The sequence below is a fragment of the Kitasatospora sp. NPDC059327 genome, assembly GCF_042752535.1.
GTDB lineage: Bacteria > Actinomycetota > Actinomycetes > Streptomycetales > Streptomycetaceae > Kitasatospora.
The window spans coordinates 1-23822 of sequence record NZ_JBHYYB010000040.1 but is presented as its reverse complement, the minus strand read 5'-3'; the positions used below and the strand labels follow the sequence as shown (position 1 = coordinate 23822).

At 74.9% G+C, this 23822-nt stretch carries 25 protein-coding genes; 14 read left to right on the top strand and 11 right to left on the bottom strand.

From position 1 onward, the window contains the following. Positions 1-69: 69 nt before the first annotated feature. The 3 genes from ACFXHB_RS23750 to ACFXHB_RS23740 all read left to right on the top strand — a co-directional run bounded on the left by ACFXHB_RS23750 (position 70) and on the right by ACFXHB_RS23740 (position 4144). On the top strand, positions 70-1260 hold the full coding sequence (locus tag ACFXHB_RS23750) for a cytochrome P450 (RefSeq protein ID WP_380576608.1): 1191 nt from the start codon (positions 70-72) through the stop codon (positions 1258-1260). A gap of 119 nt (positions 1261-1379) precedes the next feature. Then, the gene (locus ACFXHB_RS23745) at positions 1380-3089 is read left to right on the top strand and encodes a phytoene desaturase family protein (RefSeq protein WP_380576607.1); all 1710 of its coding nucleotides are present in this window, start codon (positions 1380-1382) and stop codon (positions 3087-3089) included. After that, complete coding sequence (locus tag ACFXHB_RS23740) at positions 3086-4144, top strand: MDR family NADP-dependent oxidoreductase (protein WP_380576606.1); 1059 nt, start codon at positions 3086-3088, stop codon at positions 4142-4144. The genes ACFXHB_RS23745 and ACFXHB_RS23740 overlap by 4 nt, the downstream gene beginning before the upstream one ends. Positions 4145-4186: 42 nt before the next feature. On the opposite strand, the gene ACFXHB_RS23735 is transcribed toward ACFXHB_RS23740, so the two are convergent. Further along, complete coding sequence (locus ACFXHB_RS23735) at positions 4187-4762, bottom strand: TrmH family RNA methyltransferase (protein ID WP_380576605.1); 576 nt, start codon at positions 4760-4762, stop codon at positions 4187-4189. Beyond that, positions 4759-5400: a class I SAM-dependent methyltransferase gene (locus tag ACFXHB_RS23730; protein ID WP_380576604.1), complete on the bottom strand. Its 642-nt coding sequence runs from the start codon at positions 5398-5400 to the stop codon at positions 4759-4761. Before ACFXHB_RS23730 ends, ACFXHB_RS23735 begins: the two co-directional genes overlap by 4 nt. Positions 5401-5670: 270 nt before the next feature. On the opposite strand from ACFXHB_RS23730, the gene ACFXHB_RS23725 reads away from it, so the two are divergent. Continuing rightward, positions 5671-5874: a hypothetical protein gene (locus ACFXHB_RS23725; RefSeq protein ID WP_380576603.1), complete on the top strand. Its 204-nt coding sequence runs from the start codon at positions 5671-5673 to the stop codon at positions 5872-5874. A 79-nt stretch (positions 5875-5953) separates the two neighbouring features. On the opposite strand, the gene ACFXHB_RS23720 is transcribed toward ACFXHB_RS23725, so the two are convergent. Together ACFXHB_RS23720 and ACFXHB_RS23715 are read right to left on the bottom strand one after the other, a co-directional pair. Continuing rightward, positions 5954-8644, bottom strand: coding sequence for a lysylphosphatidylglycerol synthase domain-containing protein (locus ACFXHB_RS23720; RefSeq protein WP_380576602.1), 2691 nt, complete (start codon positions 8642-8644; stop codon positions 5954-5956). 55 nt (positions 8645-8699) lie between these two features. Further along, positions 8700-9461, bottom strand: coding sequence for an SDR family oxidoreductase (locus tag ACFXHB_RS23715; RefSeq protein WP_380576601.1), 762 nt, complete (start codon positions 9459-9461; stop codon positions 8700-8702). Positions 9462-9645: 184 nt separating this feature from the next. Between ACFXHB_RS23715 and ACFXHB_RS23710 the strand changes: the two genes are divergently transcribed. The 5 genes from ACFXHB_RS23710 (at position 9646) to ACFXHB_RS23690 (ending at position 13827) form a co-directional block, all read left to right on the top strand. Beyond that, positions 9646-10488, top strand: a complete 843-nt coding sequence (locus tag ACFXHB_RS23710; RefSeq protein ID WP_380576600.1) for a helix-turn-helix transcriptional regulator — start codon at positions 9646-9648, stop codon at positions 10486-10488. Positions 10489-10636: 148 nt separating this feature from the next. Beyond that, on the top strand, positions 10637-10903 hold the full coding sequence (locus ACFXHB_RS23705; RefSeq protein WP_380576599.1) for a UBP-type zinc finger domain-containing protein: 267 nt from the start codon (positions 10637-10639) through the stop codon (positions 10901-10903). Positions 10904-11072: 169 nt separating this feature from the next. Beyond that, entirely contained in the window at positions 11073-11345 is a 273-nt protein-coding gene (locus tag ACFXHB_RS23700) for a hypothetical protein (RefSeq protein WP_380576598.1), read from the top strand. Positions 11346-11549: 204 nt separating this feature from the next. Beyond that, entirely contained in the window at positions 11550-12785 is a 1236-nt protein-coding gene (locus ACFXHB_RS23695; protein WP_380576597.1) for a serine hydrolase domain-containing protein, read from the top strand. 67 nt (positions 12786-12852) lie between these two features. After that, entirely contained in the window at positions 12853-13827 is a 975-nt protein-coding gene (locus ACFXHB_RS23690; RefSeq protein WP_380576596.1) for a sigma-70 family RNA polymerase sigma factor, read from the top strand. On the opposite strand, the gene ACFXHB_RS23685 is transcribed toward ACFXHB_RS23690, so the two are convergent. Beyond that, positions 13738-14115: an STAS domain-containing protein gene (locus ACFXHB_RS23685; RefSeq protein WP_380576595.1), complete on the bottom strand. Its 378-nt coding sequence runs from the start codon at positions 14113-14115 to the stop codon at positions 13738-13740. The genes ACFXHB_RS23690 and ACFXHB_RS23685 overlap by 90 nt on opposite strands. Positions 14116-14289: 174 nt before the next feature. On the opposite strand from ACFXHB_RS23685, the gene ACFXHB_RS23680 reads away from it, so the two are divergent. Together ACFXHB_RS23680 and ACFXHB_RS23675 are read left to right on the top strand one after the other, a co-directional pair. Then, positions 14290-14727, top strand: a complete 438-nt coding sequence (locus ACFXHB_RS23680; protein WP_380576594.1) for an SRPBCC domain-containing protein — start codon at positions 14290-14292, stop codon at positions 14725-14727. 145 nt (positions 14728-14872) lie between these two features. Beyond that, positions 14873-15364 carry an NUDIX domain-containing protein gene (locus ACFXHB_RS23675; protein WP_380576593.1) on the top strand — a complete coding sequence of 164 codons (492 nt, stop codon included), beginning with the start codon at positions 14873-14875 and terminating at the stop codon, positions 15362-15364. A gap of 130 nt (positions 15365-15494) precedes the next feature. On the opposite strand, the gene ACFXHB_RS23670 is transcribed toward ACFXHB_RS23675, so the two are convergent. From ACFXHB_RS23670 to ACFXHB_RS23660, 3 genes are all read right to left on the bottom strand, one after another. Beyond that, positions 15495-16244 carry a Clp protease N-terminal domain-containing protein gene (locus ACFXHB_RS23670; protein WP_380576592.1) on the bottom strand — a complete coding sequence of 250 codons (750 nt, stop codon included), beginning with the start codon at positions 16242-16244 and terminating at the stop codon, positions 15495-15497. A gap of 86 nt (positions 16245-16330) precedes the next feature. Continuing rightward, positions 16331-17038, bottom strand: coding sequence for a class I SAM-dependent DNA methyltransferase (locus ACFXHB_RS23665; RefSeq protein WP_380576591.1), 708 nt, complete (start codon positions 17036-17038; stop codon positions 16331-16333). Between the two features lie 97 nt (positions 17039-17135). Then, the gene (locus ACFXHB_RS23660; protein WP_380576590.1) at positions 17136-17582 is read right to left on the bottom strand and encodes a GNAT family N-acetyltransferase; all 447 of its coding nucleotides are present in this window, start codon (positions 17580-17582) and stop codon (positions 17136-17138) included. Positions 17583-17626: 44 nt separating this feature from the next. Between ACFXHB_RS23660 and ACFXHB_RS23655 the strand changes: the two genes are divergently transcribed. Then, positions 17627-18199, top strand: coding sequence for a GNAT family N-acetyltransferase (locus tag ACFXHB_RS23655; RefSeq protein ID WP_380576589.1), 573 nt, complete (start codon positions 17627-17629; stop codon positions 18197-18199). Positions 18200-18324: 125 nt separating this feature from the next. Here ACFXHB_RS23655 and ACFXHB_RS23650 read toward each other — a convergent pair whose 3' ends face one another. The 3 genes from ACFXHB_RS23650 to ACFXHB_RS23640 form a co-directional block, all read right to left on the bottom strand. After that, entirely contained in the window at positions 18325-19086 is a 762-nt protein-coding gene (locus ACFXHB_RS23650) for a tyrosine-protein phosphatase (RefSeq protein WP_380576588.1), read from the bottom strand. Between the two features lie 192 nt (positions 19087-19278). Beyond that, on the bottom strand, positions 19279-20031 hold the full coding sequence (locus ACFXHB_RS23645; RefSeq protein WP_380576587.1) for a VC0807 family protein: 753 nt from the start codon (positions 20029-20031) through the stop codon (positions 19279-19281). A 160-nt stretch (positions 20032-20191) separates the two neighbouring features. After that, a complete protein-coding gene (locus tag ACFXHB_RS23640; RefSeq protein WP_380576586.1) occupies positions 20192-20950 on the bottom strand; it encodes a hypothetical protein in 759 nt (252 codons plus the stop codon). A 528-nt stretch (positions 20951-21478) separates the two neighbouring features. Between ACFXHB_RS23640 and ACFXHB_RS23635 the strand changes: the two genes are divergently transcribed. Beyond that, positions 21479-22279, top strand: coding sequence for an RNA polymerase sigma factor (locus ACFXHB_RS23635; protein WP_380576642.1), 801 nt, complete (start codon positions 21479-21481; stop codon positions 22277-22279). After that, positions 22276-23400 (top strand): hypothetical protein, encoded by a 1125-nt coding sequence (locus ACFXHB_RS23630; RefSeq protein ID WP_380576585.1) that lies wholly within the window; start codon positions 22276-22278, stop codon positions 23398-23400. The genes ACFXHB_RS23635 and ACFXHB_RS23630 overlap by 4 nt, the downstream gene beginning before the upstream one ends. The last annotated feature ends 422 nt before the right edge of the window (positions 23401-23822 follow it).

Here is a 23822-nt window from a genome sequence, read left to right as displayed (position 1 = left end):
CCGGGCGGTACCGGCGGCGTTCGTACCAGCAGTGGTTCCGGCAGTCCCACACGAGAGGTGGACCACGTCATGCTCAGGCAGCATCAGCCGCTGTCCTACCCGTTCGAGGCGCGCGGCCTCGATCTCCACCCCCGCTACGCCGAGTTGCGGGAGCAGCCGCTGCCCCGGATCCGGTTGCCCTACGGCGACGGGGCGTGGCTGGTCACCCGTTACGAGGACGTTCGGGCGGTGCTGGCGGACCCGCGCTTCAGCCTCGCCGAGGCCATGGGGCACGACCAGCCCCGGATGCGTCCGGTGGCCCGCAGCGGCGCCGGTCTGTTCTCCACCGAGCCGCCGGAGCACACCCGGCTGCGCTCGCTGGTGGCCAAGGAGTTCAGTGCGCGCCGGGTCGAACGGCTGCGGGTCCGGGCCCGGGAGCTGGCCGACGAGCTGGTCGACGGCATGCTGGCGGCCGGTCAACCGGCCGATCTGGTCGAGGACTTCGCGATCCCGATGCCGACGACGATCATCTGCGAGGTGCTCGGCATCCCCGCCGAGGACCACCGGATGCTCTGGACGTGGGCGGAGACGGTGCTCTCCGCCGTGACCCCGGGCGAGGTGCTCGCCGTGGACGGCCAGGCGTTCATCGAGTACATGGCCGGCGTGCTCGACCTGCGCGGCCGCGAGCCCGGCGAGGACCTGCTGACCGTCCTGGTCCGGGCCTGCCGTGAGCAGGAGTTGATCAGCGAGGACGAGCTGCTCTCGATCGCCTGCGACCTGCTGATCGCCGGGTTCGTCTCCACCACCAACCAGATCGGCAACTTCTTCCACCAACTCCTCTACAGCCCGGAGGAGTTGCGGCGCCTGCGGGAGAAGCCCGAGCTGATCCCGAAGGCCGTCGAGGAGCTGATGCGGTACGTGCCGCTGCTCACCGGCTTCAGCCTGCCCCGCTACGCCACGGCCGACGTCGAGCTGGGCGGGGTGACGATCCGGGCCGGTGACGCGGTGATGATCGCCACCGCCGCGGCCAACCGCGACCCGGAGGTCTTCGAGGAGCCGGAGCGCCTCGTCCTGGACCGCCAGGCCAATCCGCACATCGGCTTCGGGCACGGCGTGCACTACTGCATCGGCGCCCATCTGGCCCGGCTGGAGCTCCAGGTGGCCATCGAGACGGTGCTGGACCGGCTGCCCGGCCTGCGGCCGGCCGTCCCCGAGGACGAACTGCGGTGGAAGGCGGACGCGATGGTGAACGGGCTGCAGGCGCTCCCGATCGCCTGGTGAGCGACTCCGCCCGACAGCGGCCAACGGCAAGCGACACGCGCGACAGCAACGGCACGACCACGAGGAAGGCCAGGGAATTGGCACGGCAAACTCCGCCGGCGGGGCGCCGACGAGAAACGATGATCATCGTGGGTGGCGGCCTCGGCGGCCTCTCCACCGGCTGCTATGCCCAGATGAACGGGTACCGCACCCAGGTCTTCGAGATGCACGAGATCCCCGGTGGCTCCTGCACCGGCTGGGACCGCAGCGACTTCACCTTCGACTGGTGCATCAGCTGGCTGCTCGGCAACGGCCCGGGCAACGAGATGTACCAGATCTGGCTGGAGCTCGGCGCCCTCCAGGGCAAGGAGATGCGGCACTTCGACGTGTTCAACATCGTCCGCGGCCGGGACGGCCGGGCGGTGCACTTCTACTCCGACCCCGACCGGCTGGAGGCCCACCTGCTGGGCATCTCGCCGGCCGACGCGGCCCCGATCCGGGAGTTCTGCGACGGCATCCGGACGTTCCGCAAGGCCCTGGCGGTCTACCCGTTCCTCAAGCCGGTCGGGCTGATGGGCCGGGTCGAGCGCTGGCGGATGCTGGCCTCGTTCCTGCCGTACTTCACCACCATCCGGAAGTCGATCACCGTCCTGATGACCGACTACGCGCAGCGGTTCCGCGACCCGCTGCTGCGCGAGGCGTTCAACTTCATCCTCTACGAGAAGCACCCGGCCTTCCCGGTGCTGCCCTTCTACTTCCAGCTCGCCTCGCACGCCAACCAGGCGGCCGGGGTGCCGGAGGGGGGCTCGCTCGCGCTGGCCCGGTCGATCGAGCAGCGCTACCGCAAGCTCGGCGGCGAGGTGACGTACAACGCCAAGGTCGAGGAGATCCTGGTCGAGGACGACCGGGCGGTGGGCGTCCGGCTGAGCGACGGGCGGGAGTTCCGCGCCGACATCGTGGTCTCCGCCGCCGACGGCCACACGACGGTGATGAAGCTGCTCAAGGGCCGCTACCTGAACGACACCTACCGCCGGCTCTACACCTCGCTGATCGACGAACCGGGCCAGCTGTCGCCCGGCTACGTCGCGCTCTTCCTGGGCCTGCGCCGGCCCTTCCCGGAGGGCGACCCGTGCACCACCTACCTCCTGGACGAGCGGCAGGCCGCCGAACTCACCGGCATCCGCTGCCCGAGCATGAACGTGCAGTTCCGCACCCGGCACTACCCGGAGCTGGCACCCCGGGAGTCCACGGTGGTGTTCGCCACCTACTTCTCCGACATCGACCCCTGGCGGGAGCTGCACGACGGCCCCGAGCAGTCCTCCCGGGTGCGGCGCGGCGAGGAGCTGCACACCCTGCCGGTCAAGCACGGCCGGGAGTACATGGCGGCCAAGCGCAAGGTCCGCAACGGCATCGTCTCCTTCCTGGACGAGCGCTTCCCCGGTTTCAAGGGCGCCGTCTCGGTGGCGGACGTCTCCACCCCGCTCACCCAGGTCCGCTACACCGGCGTCTACGACGGCACCTTCCCGGGCTGGAACCCGTTCGTCGAGGGCAGCGAGACCGTCGAGCAGGAGATCAAGAAGAACGGTCCGGTGCTCCCCGGGCTCTCCGACTTCTACCTCTCCGGGGTCTGGGCCACCATCGGCGGCCTGATCCGGGCGGCCGCCGCCGGCCGGCACGTGGTGCAGTTCATCTGCCGGGACGACGGGCGGGACTTCCACGCCGAGATCGACCTGAGCGCGCCGCCGCCGACCCATCTGATCCTCCCCGTCGGCCGGCCGCCGAAGCAGCAGAGCGGGCCGGTCGAGGAGATTCCGTCCACCAGCACCGTCGCGACAGGGGCCCTGGTATGAAGATCGAGAAGTGGGTGGTCCGCGAGCACCTCGACGGGGTGCCGGACGTCAACCGGATCTACCAGAAGGTGGTCGAGGAGGTCGAGATCAGGCTCCGGCCGGACGAGATGCTCTTGCGCACCAGGTACGTCTCGGTCGACCCGTACCAGAACGGTCTGGCGCTGGAGACGCCGATCGGCCACCACATGGGCGCCGACTCGATCATGGAGGTGCTGGAGGCCGGGCCGGAGGCGGCCTTCCGGGTCGGTGACCTCGTCCAGGGCTTCGGTGGCTGGCGCAGCCACGTCGTCCACAACGGGGCCGAGGAGCTGTGGAAGACCGGCATCTTCCCGATGGTCTTCCCGGCCTACCGCCGGCTCGACCCGGCCCACTACGGCGAGCGGCTGCCGCTCAGCACGGCGCTCGGCATCATGGGCGCGCCGGGGATGACCGGCTGGGGCACCATGACGACGTTCCTGGAGGTCCGGCCGGGCGACACCGTGGTGATCAGCGGCGCCTCCGGATCGATCGGCACCCTGGTGGCCCAGTTGGCCAAGCGCGCGGGCGCCGCCCGGGTGGTCGGCACCACCGCCTCGGAGGGCAAGGCCGCGTACCTGAAGGAGCTCGGCTTCGACGAGGTGGTGCTCTACGACCAGGCGGACGACGCCGAGAAGGTCCGTGAGGCGCTGCTGCTCGCGGCCCCGGACGGTGTCGACCGCTACTTCGACAACCTCGGCGGCACCGTGACCGACGCGGTGTTCACCATGCTCAACGTGAACAGCCGGGTCGCGGTCTGCTGGCAGTGGGCGACCACGGTGAACGGCGAGCTGACCGGGCCCCGGCTGTTGCCGTACATCATGTTCCCGCGCACCACCATCCGCGGGATCTTCGCCCAGGAGTGGTTCGACGAGCCGCGGTTGGCGGCGATGCACGAGGACCTGGGCGGGCTGGTCCGCAGCGGGGAGATCCGCTACCACCAGACCGTCCACAAGGGCTTCGACGAGATCCCGAAGGCCTACCGGAGCCTCTACGTGGACCGGGAGGCGAACCGGGGCAAGGTGCTGGTCGAGGTGTGACGCCGGTGGGGGAGCGGGCGGCCCGCCCGCTCCCCCCGGTGCTCACTCGTCGTCGAGGTCCAGGCCGCCCGGGTCGCTGCCGTCGGGGGTGCCGCTGATCGCGTAGCCCTGGCGGCGCGCCTCGTAACAGGCCACCGTGGCGGCGGCGGAGACGTTCAGCGAGCCGACCCGGCCCAGCTGCGGGACGAACACGACCTGGTCGCAGAGCGCGAGCGCGTCGGGGGTGATGCCGCGGTCCTCGTGGCCCAGCACGAAGGCCACCGCCGGGGTCAGCTCGGCGGCGAACATCGGCACCGCGTCGTCCGCGAGCTCCAGCCCGACCACCTTGTAGCCGTCCGCCTTGGCGGCGGCGACCGCCTCGGCGACGGTGGGGAAGTGCTCCACCTTCAGGTACTTGTCGGTGCCCATCGCGGCCTTCTGGGCGCCGGACGAACGCACCGACGGGGTGTCGCCGGTGAGGTACAGCTTCTCGGCGCCCATCGCGGCGCCGGTCCGGACGACCGAACCGACGTTGAACGGCGACTGGAGGTTCTCCAGGATCAGCGCGAGCCGGAACTCGTTGCTGCGCCGCCACTGGCGGTGCAGCCGCTTCAGTTCGGTCCCGCGGAGCTGCTTCACGACGTCGTACCTCGTCCACTGTCGGGGCCCGCGCCCTCCGGGCGGGGCCGCGCTTCCAGAATTCGGAACCCGTTGACCGACGTGACGCGGGTGGTCGGGTAGCCCTGGTCGTTCAGCCACTTCTGCAGCGAGTCCGACCCCAGGTGCTTCTGGACCACCAGGAACGCCGAGCCGTCCGGGGTGAGCCGGCCGAGCCACTGGTGCAGCAGCCGGCGCAGTTCGGCCTTGCCGACCCGGATCGGCGGGTTGGAGTAGATCGCCGCGAACCGCTGGTCCGCGGGGACGTCCTCCGGCAGCGCCGCCTGGACGTTGCCCAGGCCGAGCGCCTCCGCGTTGAGCCGGACCAGCTCCAGCGCGCGGGTGTTCACGTCCACCGCCCAGACCGGCAGCCGCTTGCGCCTGGTCGCCCAGGTCAGCGCGATCGGGCCGTAGCCGCAGCCGACGTCCAGGATCGGGCCGCGCACCCGGGGCGGCGGCGCGTGCTCCAGCAGGATCCGGGTGCCCGGGTCGAGCCGGCCGCGGGAGAACACACCGGCGTCGGTGGTCAGTTCCAGGGTGACGTCCGGCAGGGAGACCGTGATCGGACGGCGCTCGCTGGCGACCTCGGGTGCACCGGTGAAGTAGTGCGAGCCGGACATGATTTCCCCGTCGTTCGTTAGGGCTTCGGGGCCACCGGGTGGGTGTGGGTAAGCCCTGCTGGTACGGCACTGATCGTACCCCCGGTGGCCGGGGCCCCGTTTTGCCCGCCGACGGCGGGGCAGGCGGGAGCCGGACCGCGAGCCGCGGCCCGGGACCGGACAACACGCCGAAGGCCGGGCGGCGCATCGCGTCGGAGCGGCCGCCGACGGATACTTCCAGTACCCCCCAACGGGGCCCGTGGGAGCCTCCGAGCAGCAAGGACGGACGCCATGCCGCAGAATCACGAGGACTACCCGGCCGAGGTCGCCGAGGCGGTGGAGCCGGACGCCGAGCCGGGCGAGGACGACGACTACGACGAGTACGACGAGCTGGCCGAGCGGCGGGCGCTCGGCGCGGACCCGGCCACCGAGGTGGCGGACGTCGCCGAGCAGAGCCGGGTCGTCGAGCTGGACGAGGACGAGTACCGGGAGTAGCCGGGGCGCGCGAAGGGCCGCGCGAAGGGCCGCGCGGAGGGCCGCGAGGGGCGCCGCGAGGAGCGGAGCGCCCGGGCGGTCACAGCGCCCCGCGCCGCTGCAGCCAGGCGAAGGCCCCCCAGCCCGGCAGCACCGGCAGTACCAGGGTGAGCAGCCGGAAGAGCGCGACGGCCGCCAGCGCCCCGCCCTCCTCCATCGACGCGGTGTGCTCCAGCAGCGTCACCAGGGCGCTGTCCACGGCGCCGGCCCCGCCCGGGGTCGGCGCCGCGTTGCCGACCGCGTTGCCGATCAGGAAGACCACCGCCACCGAGGCGAAGGCCGGCTCCCGGCCGACCGCCCGGACGCAGCAGTACAGGCAGGCGACCAGGCAGAGCGAGACCAGCAGCTGTCCGGCCACGCCGACGGCCAGCCGTCCGGGGCTGCGCAGCAGCTCCAGCAGCCGGGGCAGCACCTCGGAGGTCAGCGGCCGCAGCCGGGCGGCCAGCCAGCGGCGGGCCGGCGGCACGGCGGAGACCCCGGCCAGCAGCACCGCCGCCCCGGCCAGGCCGCTCACCACGGCGGGCAGCGCGTCCAGCTCGGAGCCGCCGGGTTCGGTGTCCAGCAGGTAGACGAAGGCGCCGAGCTGGAGCAGGTGCAGCACCAGTCCGAAGAGCTGGCCCACGCCGACGCTGGACAGCGCCTGGGCCGTCGGGATGCCGGACCGCTGGAGGAACCGGGTGTTGAGGGCCACCCCGCCCACGCCGCCCGGTGAGACCAGCTTCACGAAGGAGCCGGCCAGCTGGGCGAGTACGGCGTGGCGGAAGTTCAGCCGCTCGGGGACGAAGCCGACGAAGCCCATCGCGGCGGTGACGTGGCTGGTGGCCGCGGCCAGGACGGCGAGGGCCAGCCAGAGCGGGTCGGCGTCGCCCACGGCGGCGATCGGGTTCTGCTCGGACGCGAAGAGCTGCGGCAGCAGCAGCCAGCCGGCGACCACCCCGCCGCCCACCGCCAGCAGGGTCCGGGGCCGCAGGCGCTCCACCTTGACCGCCCGGACGGGGGCCTGCGGCCGGGTCCGCAGGACCTCGGCCCGGATGGCGTCCAGCAGCTCGCCGGGCGGCGGAGCGGCCGGCCGGGCGGGGGCGTGGGAACCGCCGGGGCCCGTCCCGCCGGCCGGGGCGAGGGCGGCGCAGTGGGCCCGGGCGGCCTGCTTGAGGGCGGTCCGGGTGGAGCGCGCGAGGGCGATCGGCTGCAGGAGCGGGAGGGCCGCGCCGACGACGTCCGGGCCGAGGACCGCGACCGCGGTGCGCACCGACCGCTCGGCGCCGACCCGCAGGGCGAGGGTGGTGAGCAGCTGGGCGATGTCGCAGCGCAGCACCAGCTCGCTGGCCGCGATGTCGCCGTCCGCGAGGTCCACCACGTGCACCGCGCCGGCCCGGTCGACCAGGATCGAGGAGGGGACGAGGGCCCGGTGCGAGATCTCCCGCCGCTGGAGCAGGGCGAGCTGGGACCAGGCGTCGGTGAGCAGCCGGTCGGTCAGCTCGTCGTCGGCGAGCTGGTCCAGGGTGCGGCCGGGCAGGTACTCGTACGCGACCAGGGCGTTGTCGCGGCCGAGCCCGGCGGTGGCGGCGATCCGGCGGGTGCGGACGCCGGCGGCGACGGCGGCGTAGGAGACCAGGGCCTCGTGTTCCAGCCCGGTGCGCAGCGAGCGCAGGGCGCGGGGGTGCGGGGCGGTGCGCAGCCGCAGCCGGCGCCAGGCGCGCTGGACCAGGGCGGCGGTGACGGCCTGCCGGTCGAGCAGCTGGACGTCGAGGTCGGGGTGCCCGCCCTCCTGGCGGACCAGGTAGCGGTCGGGCCCGGCGGGGTGGGCGGCGACGGGGCGCAGGCCCGCCTCGCGCAGGCTCTGCAGGAGTTCGGCGGGCCGCGGCCGGGGGTCGGGGGTGCCGACGGCGTAGAGGGTGCCGTGGGCGGCCGTCCAGCCGATCAGCAGGCCGAGCAGCAGGGCGGTCGGTGTGGCGTAGCCGGCGGCCAGCCCGGCGAGGGCGGACACGGACAGGACGATCCGGGGGACCTTGTGCTCGCGGGCGGCGGAGGCGGTCAGGAAGGCGAGCACGGGGGCGAGGTAGCCGTAGACCGGTTCGGTGTGGGCGAGGTCGTGGCCCGGCAGCGGCTGGGTGAGGGCGGCGATCAGTGAGGCGGGGGCGAGCTCGTCGACCCCGAGGTCGACGGCGACGGAGGCCCCGTAGGCGAGGACGGCGGCCAGCAGGCCGTCGGAGAGGTGTTGGAGGACGCGCCGCCGCTCGGGCACCGCGGAGAGCAGCCGGCGGACCGCCGACCAGACCGGTACCAGCAGCAGGGCGGCGGTGGAGAGTCCGCCCGCGATCGCGGCCAGCGGGCGCGGCACCAGCCGGGCGAGCTGGGCGACGTCGGCGGCGATGCCGCTGGTGGTGGCGCGGGCGTAGTCGGCGAGCAGCAGGGTCAGCGTGATCGCGGCGAGGCCGACGAGCAGCCGGATCAGGGCCACCGGTTGGCGGACCCGGCCGGTGGGGGCCGGGCCGGGTGGGCCGGGCCGGGGCGCCGGTATGTCCGGCGGGAGGGCGGATCCGGCCGAGCCGGGTGCGGTGGCCGGGCCGGGGGCGCCGGTCACCCCGGTCACCCCGGTCGCCGCGGTCGTCCCGCCGGGCGCCGGTGACCCGCCCGGTCCGGGTGCGCCGGCGGGCCCGGGCGGGCCGTCCGCCCGGGCACCGCCGGTGTCGCTGTCCGTACTCCCCGCCACGATCGCCACGGTTGGCATGCTCCCATGGCGGCTCGCCGGCCCGTGGGGGAACCCGGGGCGGGGCCGCCGCGGCTCAGGCCTGGCGGGTCGGCAGGGCGACCAGGTGGCGCAGGTTGACGTGGCGGGGCCGGGTGACGGTGTAGGCGATCAGGTCGGCGATGTCCTCGGCGGTCATCGCCGGGATCGCGGCGAACATCCCGTCCAGCTGCTCGCGCAGCACCGGGTTCTCGACGTGTCCGCTCAGCTCGGTCTCGGTCAGTCCGGGCTCGATGGCGCTGACCCGGACGTCGCGCGGGCCGAGCTCGGTGCGGAGCGCGCCGGAGAGCTGGGTGACGGCGGCCTTGGTGGCCCCGTACACGGCGTAGTCGGGGAAGAGCACGTGCGAGGCGATCGAGGAGATGTTCACGAGGTCGGCGGTGCGCCCCTCGCCGGCGGCGGCGGTGAGGTCGGGGGTGAAGGCGCGGACGATCCGCAGCACACCGGTCAGGTTGGTGTCGATCATGCGGGTCCACTCGTCGAGCCGGCCGTCGGCGACGGGGTTGGGCAGCATCACGCCCGCGTTGTTGACGACCAGGTCGACCGCGCCGTAGGCGACGTGGACGGTCTTGACGGCGGCGTCCACCGAGGCCTGGTCGGTGAGGTCGGTGGTGACGGCGAGTGCCTGGCCGCCGGCTGCCGCGATCTCGGCGGTCAGCGCGTCCAGCCGCTCCGTCCGGCGGGCCAGCAGGGCGACCCGGGCGCCGCCGGCGGCGAGCAGCCGGGCGGTGGCCGCGCCGATGCCGCTGGCGGCTCCGGTGACGACGGCGGTGCGGGTGGCGAGGGCTGCGTAGCTCATGGGGTTCTGCCTTCGTGGTCCGTGCGGTCGGGCTGACGGGACCACTCTGCGCGGGTCCGCGCGGGCCATCCAGGGCCGCGGATGTCCTGGGAAAGGGCTGCCGGGGAAGGGACTTCCCGGGACGGCCGTTCCTGGGAACACCGGTACCACCCTCGGGCGGCGGACCCGGGACTACGCTGCGGGGATGGAGAACACCGTGGGGGACTTCCTCCGCTCGCGCCGGGCCCGGATCCGGCCCGAGGAGGTGGGTCTGCCCTCGCACGGCCGCCGCCGGGTGCAGGGCCTGCGCCGCGAGGAGGTCGCGCTGCTCGCCGGGGTCAGCGTCGACTACTACATCAGGCTGGAGCAGGGCCGGGGCGGCAGCGCCTCCGACGCGGTGCTGGGCGCGGTGGCCCGGGTGCTGCGGCTGGACGAGGTGGAGGCCGCGCACCTGCGCGCGCTGGCCCGTCCGCCCGGTCCGGCCGCCGCGGCGCGCGGTGGCCGGCCGATCCGGGAGGGCACCCGGCTGCTGCTGGACCTGATGACCGGGGTGCCGGCCTTCGTGCTCGGGCGCCGGATGGACGTGCTCGCCTGGAACGCCCTCGGCGACGCGGTGCAGGGCTTCTCCGCCGCCCCGCCGGAGCTGCGCAACGCCGCCCGGCACACCTTCCTCGATCCGGCGGCGCGCGCGTTCTACCCGCGCTGGGAGGCGGTCGCGGCCGAGACGGTGGCCTATCTGCGGCTGGACGCGGGCCGGCACCCGGAGGACCCCGAGCTGGCCGCGCTGGTGGGTGAACTGTCCGTGCGCAGCGAGGAGTTCGGCCGGCTCTGGGCGGACCACCAGGTGCGGCAGAAGACCCACGGGGTCAAGCTGATCCGCCATCCGCTGGTCGGCGAACTCGACTTCGGCTACGAGACCCTGGGCGTCAACGGCTGCGCCGAGCAGACGCTGGTCACCTACACCGCCGCGCCGGGCTCGCCGACCGCGCGGAAGCTCGCGACGCTCACGAGCCGGACGGCCCCGGGGGTGCCGGTCGCCGCGGAGTGAGCCCGCGCGGACCGGTCCGGGGCGCCGGGGCTCCGGAGCGGTGGCGATCGGGCCGGTGGCGATCGGGCCGGGGTGCCGGGGCTCCGGCCCGGGGTGACCGGGCGTGTCTTGGGCGTCCGGCCGGGGCGGCCGTCACTACTCTGCGTGCATGAGCGCGTGCGAAGACCTCACCGCGGCACCCCAGGAGATCGCCCCCCTGCCGCCCACCGACGGCTGCGCCGACTGCCTGGCCGAGGGCCGTCGGGACTGGGTGCACCTGCGGCTCTGCCTGGACTGCGGCCATATCGGCTGTTGCGACTTCTCGCCGCGGAAGCACGCCACCGCGCACTTCCACAACAGTTCCCACCCGGTGATCCGCTCGTACGAGCCGGGGGAGGACTGGCGCTGGTGCTTCGTCCACGAGGTGATGGGCTGAACCTCGCCGGGGTCCCGGCGGCGCGCACCCTGATCGCCGGCCTCCGTCGCGACCCGGCGTCTCCGGCCGCAGGCAGGTGTAATCCTGCCGAATTGCGGACATAACGCCCGTGCGGTCCTCCCGGCCGACGCCCCGTGGCCGGCCGGTGACCGCCGAAGGGAGGTCGACGATGACCACGCGCACACCGGGCAGTACCGACAAGCTCCGCCGGGGCACCCAGGAACTGCTGGAGCGCCGGGGCATGGCCATGAGCCCCAGGCCCATCGCCCCGCAGCTCGGCACCCACGCCCCACCCGCCGCCGCTGCCGGGCCCGGCTCCGGCGGGGCGTTCCGGCACGGCGGGCAGGGCGCCGCGACGGCGTCCGCGCACGCCGCCCCCGCGATGCACGCCGAACTCAAGGGACACCGCCACCGGGGCGCGGAGAAGCACTCCGCGCACTGAGGGGGTCGCCCTTCGTCAGGGGGCGGGCGCCGTGATCGGCGCCCGCCCCCTGAGGTGTGCCCGGTGGCGGCCCCGGGGGTGTCTCGGGGTCGACTCCGGGGCCGGTGGGGGACGGTCCCGGATGGCCGCCGGGCCCGGCTCCCACAGACTCGATTCCGGACAGAGCGTCACCTGCCGGACGAGCCACCGTTGGAGAGCGATCCGATGAACACCCCTGTACGCGAACGCCGTTGGAGCACCGTCGTCGTTTCCGGCGCCCTGCTGGTGGCCGGTGTCGCCGCCGCGACGACGCCGGCCCTGGCGGCCGACCGGCCGACCGCGGGCGCGGGTTCGGCCGCCGTCCGGCCGGTCGGCGCACCGGACGGGGCGGCGCTGGCTCGGACGCTCGCGGACCTGCCGAGCGAGGGCATCACCGGCGCGCTGGTCCGGGTCGACAGTCGGGGCGGGCGCTGGTCCGGCACGGCGGGGGCCGGGGTGCCGGCGGACGCCCGGTTCCGGATCGGCAGCGTCTCCAAGGTGTTCACCGCGACCGTGGTGCTCCAACTGGCGGCCGAGCGGCGGCTCGACCTGGACGGCACCGTCCAGCACTATCTGCCGGGGCTGCTGCCGGCGTCCTACCCGCCGGTCACCGTGGGCCAGTTGCTCGATCACACCAGCGGTCTGCCGGGCGGCGGCGGCCTGACCTCCGGGGACGGCACGGAGAGCTGGTTCGCCGCGCACAAGGCCGACTCCTGGACGCCCGCCCAGGTGGTCGCGGACGCGGTCGCGCAGCCGATGGGCTTCGCGCCGGGCACCGCGCAGCAGTACAACGGCATCAACACCTTCATCGCCGGGATGCTGGTCGAGAAGGTCACCGGCCGCTCCTTCGCCCGCGAGGTGCAGACCAGGATCGCCCGCCCGCTCGGCCTGCGCGACACCGTCGTCCCGGACCGCGACGACCTCGCCCTGCCCGGCCCGCACGCGCCGGCCGCGCTGGACGTCACCGGCCCGGACGGCGTCCGGCGGCGGGTGGACGTGACCGAGCAGAGCCCCTGGCCGTGGGCGGAGGGCGGCATGATCTCCACCGCCGCCGACCTGGACCGCTTCATGACGGCGCTGCTGCGCGGCCGGCTGCTGCCGCCCGCCCAGCAGGCCGAGCTGTTCGACGTGCCGGACGTCCCCAACGTCCGCAACAAGAACTGCGAGATCGGCCCGACCGCCGGCCGCGCCTGCTTCAGCAAGGGCCTGATGAGCGCCACCCTGCCCAACGGCACCCAGGTCTGGGGCAAGACCGGCTCCCGGCCCGGGTTCACCAACGGTTTCTTCGCCACCAAGGATCTCGGCCGCAAGGTGGTCTACTCGCTCAACCCGACCGGCATCTCCGGCGCCGAGTTCCCGAAGGTGTGGCAGATCGTGACCACCTCCTTCGGTTCGGGCCAGGCGTACCCCACGAGCGGGTGACCGGTTGTCAGTGCCCTGCGGTACGTTCCTGGTGATCATTGGTGATCCGAGGACACGGGGGCGCGCGATGGCCGACCTGATGACGGACGAGCCGGTCGAGCTGCAGTTGGAGCGGCACCGGACGGAACTGACCGGCTACTGCTACCGGATGCTCGGCTCGGTCTTCGAGGCCGAGGACGCGGTGCAGGAGACGATGGTCCGCGCCTGGCGCGGCCACCAGGGCTTCGAGGGCCGGGCCGCGCTGCGCTCCTGGCTGTACCGGATCGCCACCAACGTCTGCCTGGACGCGCTGAACGGCCGCAACGGCCGGGCCCGCCCGATGGACCTGGCCGGGCCGTCCACGGTGGCCACCGCCACCGACGCGCAGTTGCCCGAGGTGACGTGGATCGGGCCGGCGCCGGACGGCCGGATCCTGCCCGAGACGGGGGACCCGGCCGAGGTGGCCGCCCAGCGCGATTCCGTGCGGCTGGCCTTCGTGGCGATGCTGCAGCGGCTCGCGCCCCGGCAGCGGGCCGTGCTCGTCCTGCGGGAGGTGCTGGGCTGGAAGGCGGCCGAGGTCGCCGAGCTGCTCGGGGTCACCGTCGCCTCCGTCAACAGCGCGCTCCAGCGGGCCCGGGCGGTGCTCGCGGCGGACGCCTCGGCCACCCGCCCGGCGCCCGCGCTGGACGAGGACCACCGCGCGCTGCTGGCCCGCTACGTCACCGCCTTCGAGGCGTACGACATGGACGGGCTGGCCGCGTTGCTGCACGAGGACGTCACGCTCAACATGCCGCCGTTCGCGCTGTGGCTGACCGGGCACGCCGACATCCGGGAATGGATGCTCGGCCCGGGCCACGGCTGCCGGGGCTCGCGGCTCGTCCCCGTCGAGGCCAACGGCAGCCCGGCGTTCGGGCAGTACCGGCCGAGCCCGGCGGGTGGGCACGAGCCGTGGGCGCTGATCGTGCTGGAGGTGTCAGCGGGCCGGATCACCGGTCTCACCAACTTCCTGGACACCGACACCCTCTTCCCGCTGTTCGGCCTCCCGCCCCGGCTGGACGGGTAGCGCCCCTTCGACCGGCAGCACGCCGGCCAGGCCGGTGAACGCGAGCAGCTCCCGCAGGGGGCTGCTCGCGTTCTTCAGTACCACCCGTACGCCGTGGCGGCCGGCGGCGAGCCGTAGCCGGGCGAGGGCGTCGACGACGGCCAGGTCGGGGTTGGTGAGGGCACGGAGGTCGCAGGTCAGCGCCGGGCCGGTGGCCGGCCCCCGAGGCGCGTCCGGCGGGGTGCCCGGCGGGGTGTTCAGCCCGGTGTTCAGCCCGGTGTGCGGGTCGGGGTTCAGGTCGGTGTTCATACAGGGCAGACCGGTTCGGCGGCCCCGGCTCATCGGCCTGCGGCGAAGTTCGCCGCGGGTGCCCCGAAAAGATTCTCGAAAAACTTCCCGGTGGAGCGATGAGTTTCACGGCCGGCCCCGGTCTACCCCTCTGTAAAGGCAACACACCGCACCGCGAGCACGGAGGACACCCCCATGACCGAGAACCTCGGCGAGCTGACCATCACCCGCGAGCTGCCCGCCGCCCCGGCGGTGGTCTTCCGGGCGTACACCGAGCCCGAGCAGTTCGTCCGCTTCTGGGGCCCGGTCGGCACCCACGTCCCGCTGGACACCGTGACCATCGAGCCGAAGGTCGGCGGGCGCTACGACAGCACGATGGTCATCGAGGCCACCGGGGACCGCTACCCGGTGTCGGGCGAGATCACCGACATCCGGCCGGGCGAGCTGCTGGCCTTCAAGGAGGACAGCGTCGGGCTGCGCTCCACCCTGACCCTGACGGACCTCGGCGACGGCCGGACCAGGGCCGTCCTGCACCAGACCGACGTGCCGGCGATGTACTGCGGTCCGGAGGCGGAGGCGGGCCTCAACTCCAGCTTCGACCGCCTGGTCGAGCACCTGTCGGCGCAGGCCTGACCGCCCGCCCGCTCCGGACCCCGCCCGCTCCGGACCCCGCCCGCTCCACCGGTCGGGCGGGCCCGGACCGGGCGGGGTCCGGTGCCCGGGACCGGGGGTGGTGGCAGAGTGGGTGCGGAGATCCCCGAGCCGTAGGAGGCCCGCTGTGCCGGCTGAGCCGTTGAAGTCACGAGAGGACTGGCTGGCGTCGCTGCCGCGGGTCTACGCCGCCGCCGGCTGTGTGCTGCGGGACGCGTCCGGCCGGATCCTGATCGTGAAGGCCGGGTACCGGGAGCACTGGCAGTTCCCGGGCGGCACGATCGATCTCGGTGAGGGCCCGGTCGAGTGCGCCGAGCGGGAGCTGACCGAGGAGACCGGGCTGGTGCGCCGGGCCGGCGAGCTGCTCGCCGTCTCCTGGACCCACCCCTCCGGTGAACTCGACCACCCGGCCGAGCACTTCCTGTTCGACTTCGGCACCGTCCCGGACGACACCCCCGTGGTCCTCCCGGCCGGCGAGCTGGACGACCACCGTTGGGCGACCGACCAGGAGGCGCTCGAACTCCTGGGCCCGGCCCGTTCGTTGCGGCTCCGGGCGGCGCTGGAGGCGGCCGCCGACGGGCGGGTGCGGTTCGTCTCCACCCACGTGTCGGGTTTCTGAGCGGTGGGGGGGGGGGGGGGGGCGGGGCGGGGGGGCGCGGGGGGGGGGGCGCGCGGGCTCCCTCGCCGGGCGGGTGGGCTGTGCGCGGGGGGCGCCCCCCCCCGCCCCCCCCCCCCACGACCGGGCGGGCTCACTCCGGCGAGGCGGCACTCGCGGCGATGAAGGCCGCCACGGCCTCCGAGGTGAAGGTCTCGACCTCGGTCTTGTCCACGCCGAGGTCGGCCAGCGGGCCGGTGCCGTTCGCCTGTTCCAGCAGCGCCAGCAGGATGTGCTCGGTGCCGACGTAGTTGTGGCCCAGCTTGAGCGCCTCCCGGAAGGTCAGCTCCAGTACCTTCTTGCCCTCGGTGTCGTAGGGGATCAGGCCGGGCACCTCCGCGACGGCGGCCGGCAGGGCGGCGGCCGAGGCGTCCCGGACGGCCTGCGGGGCGATGCCCTGGGCGGCGAGCGCCTTGACGCCCAGGCCCTCCGGTTCGACGAGCAGGCCGAGCAGCAGGTGCACGGTGCCGATCTCGGCGTTGCCGGCCGTGCGGGCCTCCTCCTGGGAGGCCATCACGACGTGCCGGGCCCGGTCGGTGAAGCGGCTGAAGCCCTGGCTCGGGTCGAGGTCCGTGGGCGCGCCCGGGTCCTTGGGGACGAAGCGCTTCTGGGCGGCCTGCTTGCTGACGCCCATGCTGCGGCCGATGTCGGTCCAGGACGCGCCGGACCGCCGGGCCTGGTCGACGAAGTGGCCGATGAGGTGGTCGGCCAGCTCCCCGAGGGCGTCGGCGGCGATGACCGCGTCGGAGAGCTGGTCGAGCGCGTCGGTGTGGACCTTCTTGATCGCGTCGATCAGGTCGTCGAGGCGCATGGGAGTGGTCTTGGGAACGACGGGATTCTCCATGCGTCAACCGTAGGTTGTCGACCCTCGGGTCGTCAATCATTGGTTGACGATGGTGCGAGTTGTGATCCCGGAGCCCGCGCGGGCGCTCAGGTGGTCCTCTCCCAGACGTACGCGGCCGAGACCGGGTGGCCGCGGTACTTCTCCCACTTGGGCTTCAGGGCGATCCAGGCGTCGTCCACGACCGCCTCGGCCATCTCGACCAGTCGCCAGCCGGCCGCCAGCCCGGCGCTCAGGTGGTCGGAGACCAGGTGGATGTGAGTGGTGATGGCGATGTCCTCGCCGGCCGCACTGGTGAAGTGGGTCGGCATGCCGGCCGCCATGATGAAGTACGGGTGCAGGCCGACCAGGACGCAGCGCCCGCCCGGCCGGGCCAGCCGGAAGGCCTCCCGGTAGAGCGGGCCGAGGTCCGCCAGGTGCTCGTCGATCAGCGAGGAGATCACCAGGTCGTAGCCGCCGCCCGGCAGTCCGGTGGCGGCCACGTCGGCCTGGGTGAGGCTGTCGTGGACGGCCTTGCCCTCGGCCACCGCCAGCATCTCGGGGGTGAGGTCCACGCCGTCCAGGACCAGCCCGTCGGCGGCCTTCCCGCGCAGCCAGGCGCCCGTGCGGCCGGTGCCGCAGCCGAGGTCGGCCGCCCGGGTCACCTCCGCCCAGGCGGGTGCCGTCAGGCGGTCCAGCACGGCGAGGTCCATGGCGTCCTCGACCGTCGTCTCGTAGGTCTCCACCCACTGTGCGTAGCCCGTACGCACGTCCACGGTCGGATAGTTGCGCGTGTCGAAGTCGGAGAAGTGCACCATGGCGCGAGTATCTCCGCCGGGTCGGGCGGTCGCGAACGATTTACCGTGCCGCGCGGGGTCGCGCCCCGTCGGGGTGTGGCGGCTGGGGCCGGCGGTCTCAGAGCGGCAGCTTGAACCCGTCGTGGCTGCGTGCGAAGCCGAGCGAGGCGTAGAACCGGTGCGCGTCGGTGCGGCGCTTGTCGCTGGTGAGTTGGACCAGGGCGCAGCCGCGCCCGCGGGCCCGCCCGACGGCCAGGGTGAGCAACTCCCGCCCCAGACCGGCCCCCCGGCGGTCCGCGCGCACCCGGACCGCCTCGATCAGCGCGCGCTCCTCACCGTGCCGGCCGAGACCGGGGATGTAGGTGAGCTGCAGGCAGCCGAGCACGGTGCCGTCGCCCTCGTCGAGCACCAGCAACTCGTTGCGTGCGTCCGTGTCCACGGCGGCGAAGGCGCGGGCGTAGGCTTCGTCGACCTGGACGGTGGCGGGGTCGGTCACCCCGTCCTCGTCGGTGAGCAGCGCGATGACGGCGGGCAGGTCCTGGCGGGTCGCGGTTCGGAGGATCACGCCCGGAGTCTGTCAGACCCGGCGGAGGCGGCCCCGGGAGGGACATGCGGATAGTCACGTTGCCGGAGACCGCGGTGCCGGGCGAACTCAAGCTCCAGGTAGCCGAGTTGCAGGAGCAGGCCTGGCCCGGTCCACCGGCGCCGTCCACCGCGCCGGTGCACGACCCGGCGCTGCGCCCGGTGTCGATGCTGCTGCTGGACGGCGGCCGGGTGGTCGCGGCGCTCGACGTGCTCTCCAAGCGGCTGGACCACGCGGGGCGGACGTACGCGGCGTGCGGGCTGAGCGCCGTGGTGACCGACCGGGTGCAGCGCGGCCGCGGGTACGGGCGGCGGCTGGTGACGGCGGCCCGCGCCGTCGTCGCGGAGGGCGGCGCGGACCTCGGCCTCTTCACCTGCGACCGCGTGCTCCGGCACTTCTACGAGAGTGCCGGCTGGGAGCTGCTGCCGGGTGCGGTGCTGGTCGGCGGGACGCCTGAACTGCCGTTCCCCAGTGACCAGGACGGGTTCGACAAGGTGACGATGGCCGGGTTCTTCACCGAGCACGGCCGTCGGTACCGCGCGGACTTCCCGGGCAGCCGGATCGCCCTGCACCCCGGCGAGATCGACCGGCTCTGGTAGTCGGCCGGCTCCGCTGATCCGCCGGTCCTGCTGATCGGCGGGCCGGGGTGGTCGGCCGGTCCGGTGATCGGCGGGCCGGGGTGGTCGGCGGGTCCGGTCGCGGCCGGCGCGGACCCGGCGGGCGGTCAGTCCCGGGTGGCGTCGGCCGGTCGGGGCCCCAGCAGCCGGGCGCGGACGGCGGCGAGGTCCGCCGGGTCGACCCCGGCGGCGAGCAGGTACCCGGCCGGGTCGAAGCCGTCCAGGGTGGCGTACAGGGCGGCCTCGGCGGTGGTGCCGGCCTCGGCGAGCACCGCGTCGATCCGGCGGTACTGGTCCGGCAGGCCGAGCATGCCGTACAGCGGGCGGACGTTGGCCGTGCTGAGCAGGTAGTCGGCGACGATCTCGGACGGCTCGACGCCCGCGAGGGCGAGCAGCAGCAGGGCGGCGAGGCCGGTGCGGTCGCGGCCGGCGCCGCAGTGCACGACCAGTCCGCCGGGCCGGGCGCCCGCCACGGTGGCGACCAGTTCGGCGGCGGCGCGCGGGCAGTGGTCGAGGTAGGGGCGGAGCGCGAGCGGGGTGCCGTCCAGCTCTCCGTACGTCTCCCACCAGGCGGGTCCGGCGAGTTCGTCGAGCGGGACGCGGATCAGCTCGACCTCCTCGGGGAGCGGGAGGAGCGGGCGGTACTCGTCGATGTCGCGCAGGTCGACGACGGTGCGTATGCCGTGGTCGAGGAGGGTGTCCCAGCCCTCGGCGGTGAGGCGGTCGAGGTTGTCGGCGCGGACGACGGCGCGGTGGGCGGTGCGGGTGCCGTCGCCGGTGCGCAGGCCTCCGAGGTCACGGACGTTGAGGCAGCCGTCCCAGACCAGGGTGCGGTCCTCGGTGGTGCTCAGCGCGTGCGTCCGGTTCATCAGGCTCCCCGTTTCTCGCCGGGGGCCCGTTACCCCCTCGTTATATGAGGACTCCGGGGCCGGGCGGATGGTTCCGCCGGCTGTGCGACCGGTTGTCAGCAGGGAGTCGGGTGGTGCGGTTCCGGCCAGTGGTGCCAGTAGTGCCGGTGGTGCCGGTGGTACCGGTGGTGCCGGTGAGGGTGCGGGGCGGCTTCAGCGGTCGGTCGGCTCGGCGGCCTCGGTGCGGACCAGCTTCTCCATCGGGTCGGCGGCGAAGTGGCCGAGCACCGAGCCGGCGCCGATCGCGCCGATCAGGAACACGGTGGACAGCCAGGCCATGGTCGACACCGGCAGGGTGAAGGCGCCGACCACCCGGGCGACGCACTCGGCCAGCAGGGCGGTGCCCCAGATGCCCGAGAACAGCCGCTCGTAGCGGCGGAAGGAGCGCGAGCGGGCCGCCCGGCCGTCCGCCAGCCGCTGCCAGGCGGCGGAGCGGGCCCGGTCGCCCTTGGTCAGGAAGGGCATCAGCATCGGGGACATCATCGGCCGGCCGAGCACCGCGGAGACCAGGATCGCCAGCGCGATGCTGCCGCTGAGGGCGCCGTCCTTGGCGAGCATCAGCCGGGCGTCGCCGGTCACGGTGGTGAGCGCCAGGCCGACCAGGTTCACGCCGAGCATCATCGAGGCCCACAGGTTGAGCTTCCGTTCGCGGACCAGCCCGACGACCGTCCGGCCGGCCGGGATGACGCCGCTCCAGGCGAGGGCGGCGAACTCGCTCATCCCGAAGACGGAGTGCAGCAGGTAGTAGCCGGCCAGCGGGGCGGCGACGTCCAGGGCGAGCGGGCGGAGCGTGGCGGCCAGCGGGTTCGGGACCTTGGTGCCGGCGGCCTCGGCGGCGGCGTCGACCGTGCTGGCGTTCCCCGCAGCGGTGGTGGTGGTGGAGGCGGCGGTGAGGGACTGGCTCATGGCGGGTGCTCCCCGGAGTGGAGGTCGACCTTCGGGCCGGTGCCCGCGTCGTGCCTCCAGTGTTCCGAGCCGACCCTCCGTCAGAGCAGTGTCGTCCGTTGCCGGAACCGCATGACAGCTGTCACGGTGCGCACCGTGACAGCGCCGCTGACCCGCGGGTTCAGTCGGTGGACGGGTCGACGGTCCACAGCGCGCGGCCGAGGGTGTCCAGGCAGCGCACCGCGCCGAAGCGCTCGTCCCCGGCGGAGAGGAACCCGTGCGCGACGCCCCGGAGGACGGTCCGCGCGACGGCGTCCGCCCTGGTCCAGGCGCCGGTCAGGACGAGCTCCTTGTCGACCAGCTCGGCGCGCTGGATCCGGGCCACCGAGGCGGCCAGCAGGACGGCGTTGACCTGTTCCAGCGCGTCGGGGCCGAGATAGGTCTCGCCGGTGCCGGCGCGGTCCCGGTCGACCCGGCGCAGCAGCTCGGGCAGGCCGTAGTGGCGGACGGCGGCGACCGAGTCGTCCAGGGTGACCCGCCAGCGCGGGCCGGGCAGCACCTCCCACCAGACGTCCTCGCCGACGGGCAGCACCTCGCCGATCCGGGCCCGCCAGATCTCGATGCCGTAGACGGCGCGCGGGTCGGGGCGCGGGCCGGGGAAGGCGGCGAGCGCCCAGTCCGCCTTGCGGACGAGGGAGAGGTCGAAGGTGTAGCGGACCGGGCCGGCAGTGGCGGTCCCGTCCGGCTCGGACCGGACGACGTCCCCGCGCCGGCCGCCGCGCCCGGCCGGTCCGCCCTGTTCGACCAGGCCGAGCAGGGCCCAGTGGGTCCCGTCGGGGAGGCTGAACGTCCGGCGCCACCCGAGCAGGCCCAGGGCGCGCAGCGCGGGCGCGAGGTGGTCGCGCAGGCCCTTCGCGTAGAGCTCGTGGGCAGTCGTCATCGCGTTCTCATCCCTCGTCGGGGTCGTGACCGGGGCGCGGGTGGCGCCCCGCGGGTCGTGGTGGCCGGTCCGGGCGCGGCAGCGGCGGCCGACGGTCCTCCGGCGGGGCGGTCCGCCGACGGGCACGGCGGGGCACGGCGCGCCGGGGTGGGCGCGGGCGGTGCCGGACGGAGCCGTGGGCGGGGTGGGGCCCGGCCGGCACGGACCCGGCCGGGCCATGGGGGGCGGGCGGTACCGGCGGGGTCGGTCCGGGAGCGCGGTGCCCTTCTTCCACGGTCGCAGGCGGGGCCCGGCCGGGCCGCGGGCGAAGGGCAGCGGCCCGCGGGACCTTGGGCCCGGCGCCCCGCGCCCTTGGTCGGGACCGGCCCTACGGGGCCCCGACCGGGCCCGGCTGCCCGGCCGCCCCCGCCGGGGCGCGCCGCGGAACGGGAGGGCGCGGCCGGTGGCCGGCGAGCGGGGGAGTGCGGGAGCCCGGGAGCGCGCACCGGGGACCCCGGAGGGTCGGGCGGGCGGCGCACATGGCGCATGATGTGGCGGGTGCAGAACGCAGAGCGCCCCGGAGCGGGCACCGACAACCCCGTCGGCCGATCCGGTCCGGCGGCACGGACGTCCGGTTCGCCGCCACCCCCGTCCCGGGTCGCGGCCCCCGCCCCCGTCGACCTGTCGGAGGCCGTGCGGGCGGCGCAGGGCGGTGACGAGGAGGCGTTCCGGCTGCTGTTCCGGAGCGTCCAGCCGGGTCTGCTCCGCTACCTCCGGGTGCTGGTCGGCGGCCGGCCCGAGGACGTCCAGGACGCCGAGGACATCGCCTCCGAGGCCTGGCTGCAGATCGCCCGCGATCTGGGCGGCTTCTCCGGCGACGGCGACGGCTTCCGGGGCTGGGCCGCCACCATCGCCCGCAACCGCGCGCTGGACCACCTGCGGGCCCGGCGCCGCCGCCCGGTCGCCGACCTGCCGTTCGAGTACCTGGCCGAGCTGGCCGCCGGGGACGACACGGCGGGCTCGGCGCTGACCGCCGTCGGCACGGCGGACGCGCTGGCGCTGATCTCCCGGCTGCCGCCGGACCAGGCCGAGGCCGTCCTGCTGCGGGTGGTGATGGGGCTGGACGCGGAGAGCGCCGCCCGGGTGCTCGGCAAGAAGTCGGGCAGCGTCCGGATGGCCGCGCACCGGGGGCTGCGCCGGCTCGCCAAGCTGCTGGAGCAGTCCTTCCCGGCGGGGGTGGGCATCCCGGCCCAGCCGACCCGGTCGAGAGCCGCCGGGCCGGCCGGAAAAGAAATTCCTCCGCAGGGTGTGACAGAACGCCGGGCCGCGACGCTGAAGGACATGAGATGAGCACCAACCGATCCCGCCGGATCGACCAGGACACGGCCGAGCACCTGCTCGGCGGTGCCGTGGGCGGACCGTCGGCCGGACGGGACGCCTCGCTCACCGGAGCGGACGCCCGCACCGGGCCGGTCCGGCCCCTCCTGCCCGAGAACGGGCCGGAAGGGCAGGTGGCCCGGGTGCTGGCCGCTGCCGCCGCTCCGGCGACGGCGGGCGAACTGGCCGGGGAGGAGGCGGCCCTGGCCGCGTTCCGGGAGGCCCGTCTCGCGCCCGCCCCCGCTGAACCCGCCGTACCCGCCGTACCCGCACCCGTCCGGAGACGATCGATGGCAACCGCCGCGCTGGCCAGGGCCTTCAGTACGAAGGCCGTCGCCGTCGTGCTCGGCGCCACCGCGCTCGGCGGGGTGGCGGTCGCCGCCGGCACGGGCAATCTGCCCTCGCCGCTCGGCGGTGGTGCCGAGGAGCCGAGGCGTCCGCTGCTGGCGCCCGCCACCGTCTCCTCCGCCCCGGCGGCCGCCTCCGCCGCGCCGGAGGGCACGCCGGACGGCACCCCGTCCGCGCGCCGGCCCGGCTCGGGGCCCGCCACGGCCGGGCCGTCCACCGGCGTCTCCTCCGGCGGGCCGTCCTCCGCCGCGCCGTCCACCCCGGCGGCGGTGCCGCCGTCACCGGGGGCCCGGCCCTCGCCCTTCGCCCCGGCGGAGACCAGGGGGCTGCAGGCCAGAGCCCTCCTGATCGCCCTCTGCCAGGGCTACACCGACCGGAAGGGCAAGGGCGAGCGCCCGCGCCTGCTGGTCGCGGACCCGCAGTTCGGCGCGCTGGTCACGGCGGCGGGCGGCCCGGAGAAGGTGGAGGCGTACTGCGGCGACGTCCTGCGGCACAAGGACGAACCGCAGGGCGCCACCCCGCCGTCCCGCCCCGGTGGCACCGATGCCGGTGGCACCGACGGCGGCGGCACTGATGGTGGCGGCACCGACGGTGGGAAGAAGGACGACGGCAGGAAGGACGACGGGAGGACCGGCACCGGCCGGACCGGGGCCCCCTCGCTGCCGACCGCCCTGCCGACGCTCCCCGGCGTCGTGCCGAAGCCCGACCGCTCCGGACAGCCCGCCGACGCCTCTCCCAGGAGGTAACCCCGGAACTCCGGATGAGCGGTGAGCGAAACCCCCCGGGCTCACCGCTCATCCGGACCGAACCACCCGCTCCACCGCAGGACAGCTCCACCCGCACCACCCCGCAGACCCCGGGTGGACGATCGGCCCCCCGTGCCGCCCGCCCGCCCGGCCGGCCCCGGCCGGACCGTACGGCGCACCCCGGACGCGCCGCCGGACCGGCCAGGGCCGAACCCGTCGGCCCGCCCGCCCCGCATCGGGCGGGCCGCACCCCGCACCACCTGGACCGATCGTGACCGGCACCCGGCACGACCACGAGCCGGGGGGCGGGGGACCCCCGGCCCGGTCGCCCGCCCCCCACCCCGACGGGGGGGCCGCCCCGACCCGCGGCCCCGCCCGGGGGGGGGCGGGGGGCGGCGGGGTGCCTGGTGGTCAGTTGGCGT

Bases quoted from the DNA above. Each gene is read 5' to 3' on its own strand.
- ACFXHB_RS23640 (WP_380576586.1), bottom strand. From the start codon at position 20,950: ATGACGACTGCCCACGAGCTCTACGCGAAGGGCCTGCGCGACCACCTC.
- ACFXHB_RS23670 (WP_380576592.1), bottom strand. From the start codon at position 16,244: ATGGAGAATCCCGTCGTTCCCAAGACCACTCCCATGCGCCTCGACGAC.
- ACFXHB_RS23645 (WP_380576587.1), bottom strand. From the start codon at position 20,031: ATGAGCCAGTCCCTCACCGCCGCCTCCACCACCACCACCGCTGCGGGG.
- ACFXHB_RS23710 (WP_380576600.1), top strand. From the start codon at position 9,646: ATGGAGAACACCGTGGGGGACTTCCTCCGCTCGCGCCGGGCCCGGATC.
- ACFXHB_RS23680 (WP_380576594.1), top strand. From the start codon at position 14,290: ATGACCGAGAACCTCGGCGAGCTGACCATCACCCGCGAGCTGCCCGCC.
- ACFXHB_RS23695 (WP_380576597.1), top strand. From the start codon at position 11,550: ATGAACACCCCTGTACGCGAACGCCGTTGGAGCACCGTCGTCGTTTCC.
- ACFXHB_RS23685 (WP_380576595.1), bottom strand. From the start codon at position 14,115: ATGAACACCGACCTGAACCCCGACCCGCACACCGGGCTGAACACCGGG.
- ACFXHB_RS23740 (WP_380576606.1), top strand. From the start codon at position 3,086: ATGAAGATCGAGAAGTGGGTGGTCCGCGAGCACCTCGACGGGGTGCCG.
- ACFXHB_RS23635 (WP_380576642.1), top strand. From the start codon at position 21,479: ATGTGGCGGGTGCAGAACGCAGAGCGCCCCGGAGCGGGCACCGACAAC.
- ACFXHB_RS23650 (WP_380576588.1), bottom strand. From the start codon at position 19,086: ATGAACCGGACGCACGCGCTGAGCACCACCGAGGACCGCACCCTGGTC.
- ACFXHB_RS23690 (WP_380576596.1), top strand. From the start codon at position 12,853: ATGGCCGACCTGATGACGGACGAGCCGGTCGAGCTGCAGTTGGAGCGG.
- ACFXHB_RS23665 (WP_380576591.1), bottom strand. From the start codon at position 17,038: ATGGTGCACTTCTCCGACTTCGACACGCGCAACTATCCGACCGTGGAC.
- ACFXHB_RS23720 (WP_380576602.1), bottom strand. From the start codon at position 8,644: ATGCCAACCGTGGCGATCGTGGCGGGGAGTACGGACAGCGACACCGGC.
- ACFXHB_RS23715 (WP_380576601.1), bottom strand. From the start codon at position 9,461: ATGAGCTACGCAGCCCTCGCCACCCGCACCGCCGTCGTCACCGGAGCC.
- ACFXHB_RS23630 (WP_380576585.1), top strand. From the start codon at position 22,276: ATGAGCACCAACCGATCCCGCCGGATCGACCAGGACACGGCCGAGCAC.
- ACFXHB_RS23655 (WP_380576589.1), top strand. From the start codon at position 17,627: ATGCGGATAGTCACGTTGCCGGAGACCGCGGTGCCGGGCGAACTCAAG.
- ACFXHB_RS23745 (WP_380576607.1), top strand. From the start codon at position 1,380: ATGATCATCGTGGGTGGCGGCCTCGGCGGCCTCTCCACCGGCTGCTAT.
- ACFXHB_RS23730 (WP_380576604.1), bottom strand. From the start codon at position 5,400: ATGTCCGGCTCGCACTACTTCACCGGTGCACCCGAGGTCGCCAGCGAG.
- ACFXHB_RS23725 (WP_380576603.1), top strand. From the start codon at position 5,671: ATGCCGCAGAATCACGAGGACTACCCGGCCGAGGTCGCCGAGGCGGTG.
- ACFXHB_RS23700 (WP_380576598.1), top strand. From the start codon at position 11,073: ATGACCACGCGCACACCGGGCAGTACCGACAAGCTCCGCCGGGGCACC.
- ACFXHB_RS23750 (WP_380576608.1), top strand. From the start codon at position 70: ATGCTCAGGCAGCATCAGCCGCTGTCCTACCCGTTCGAGGCGCGCGGC.
- ACFXHB_RS23705 (WP_380576599.1), top strand. From the start codon at position 10,637: ATGAGCGCGTGCGAAGACCTCACCGCGGCACCCCAGGAGATCGCCCCC.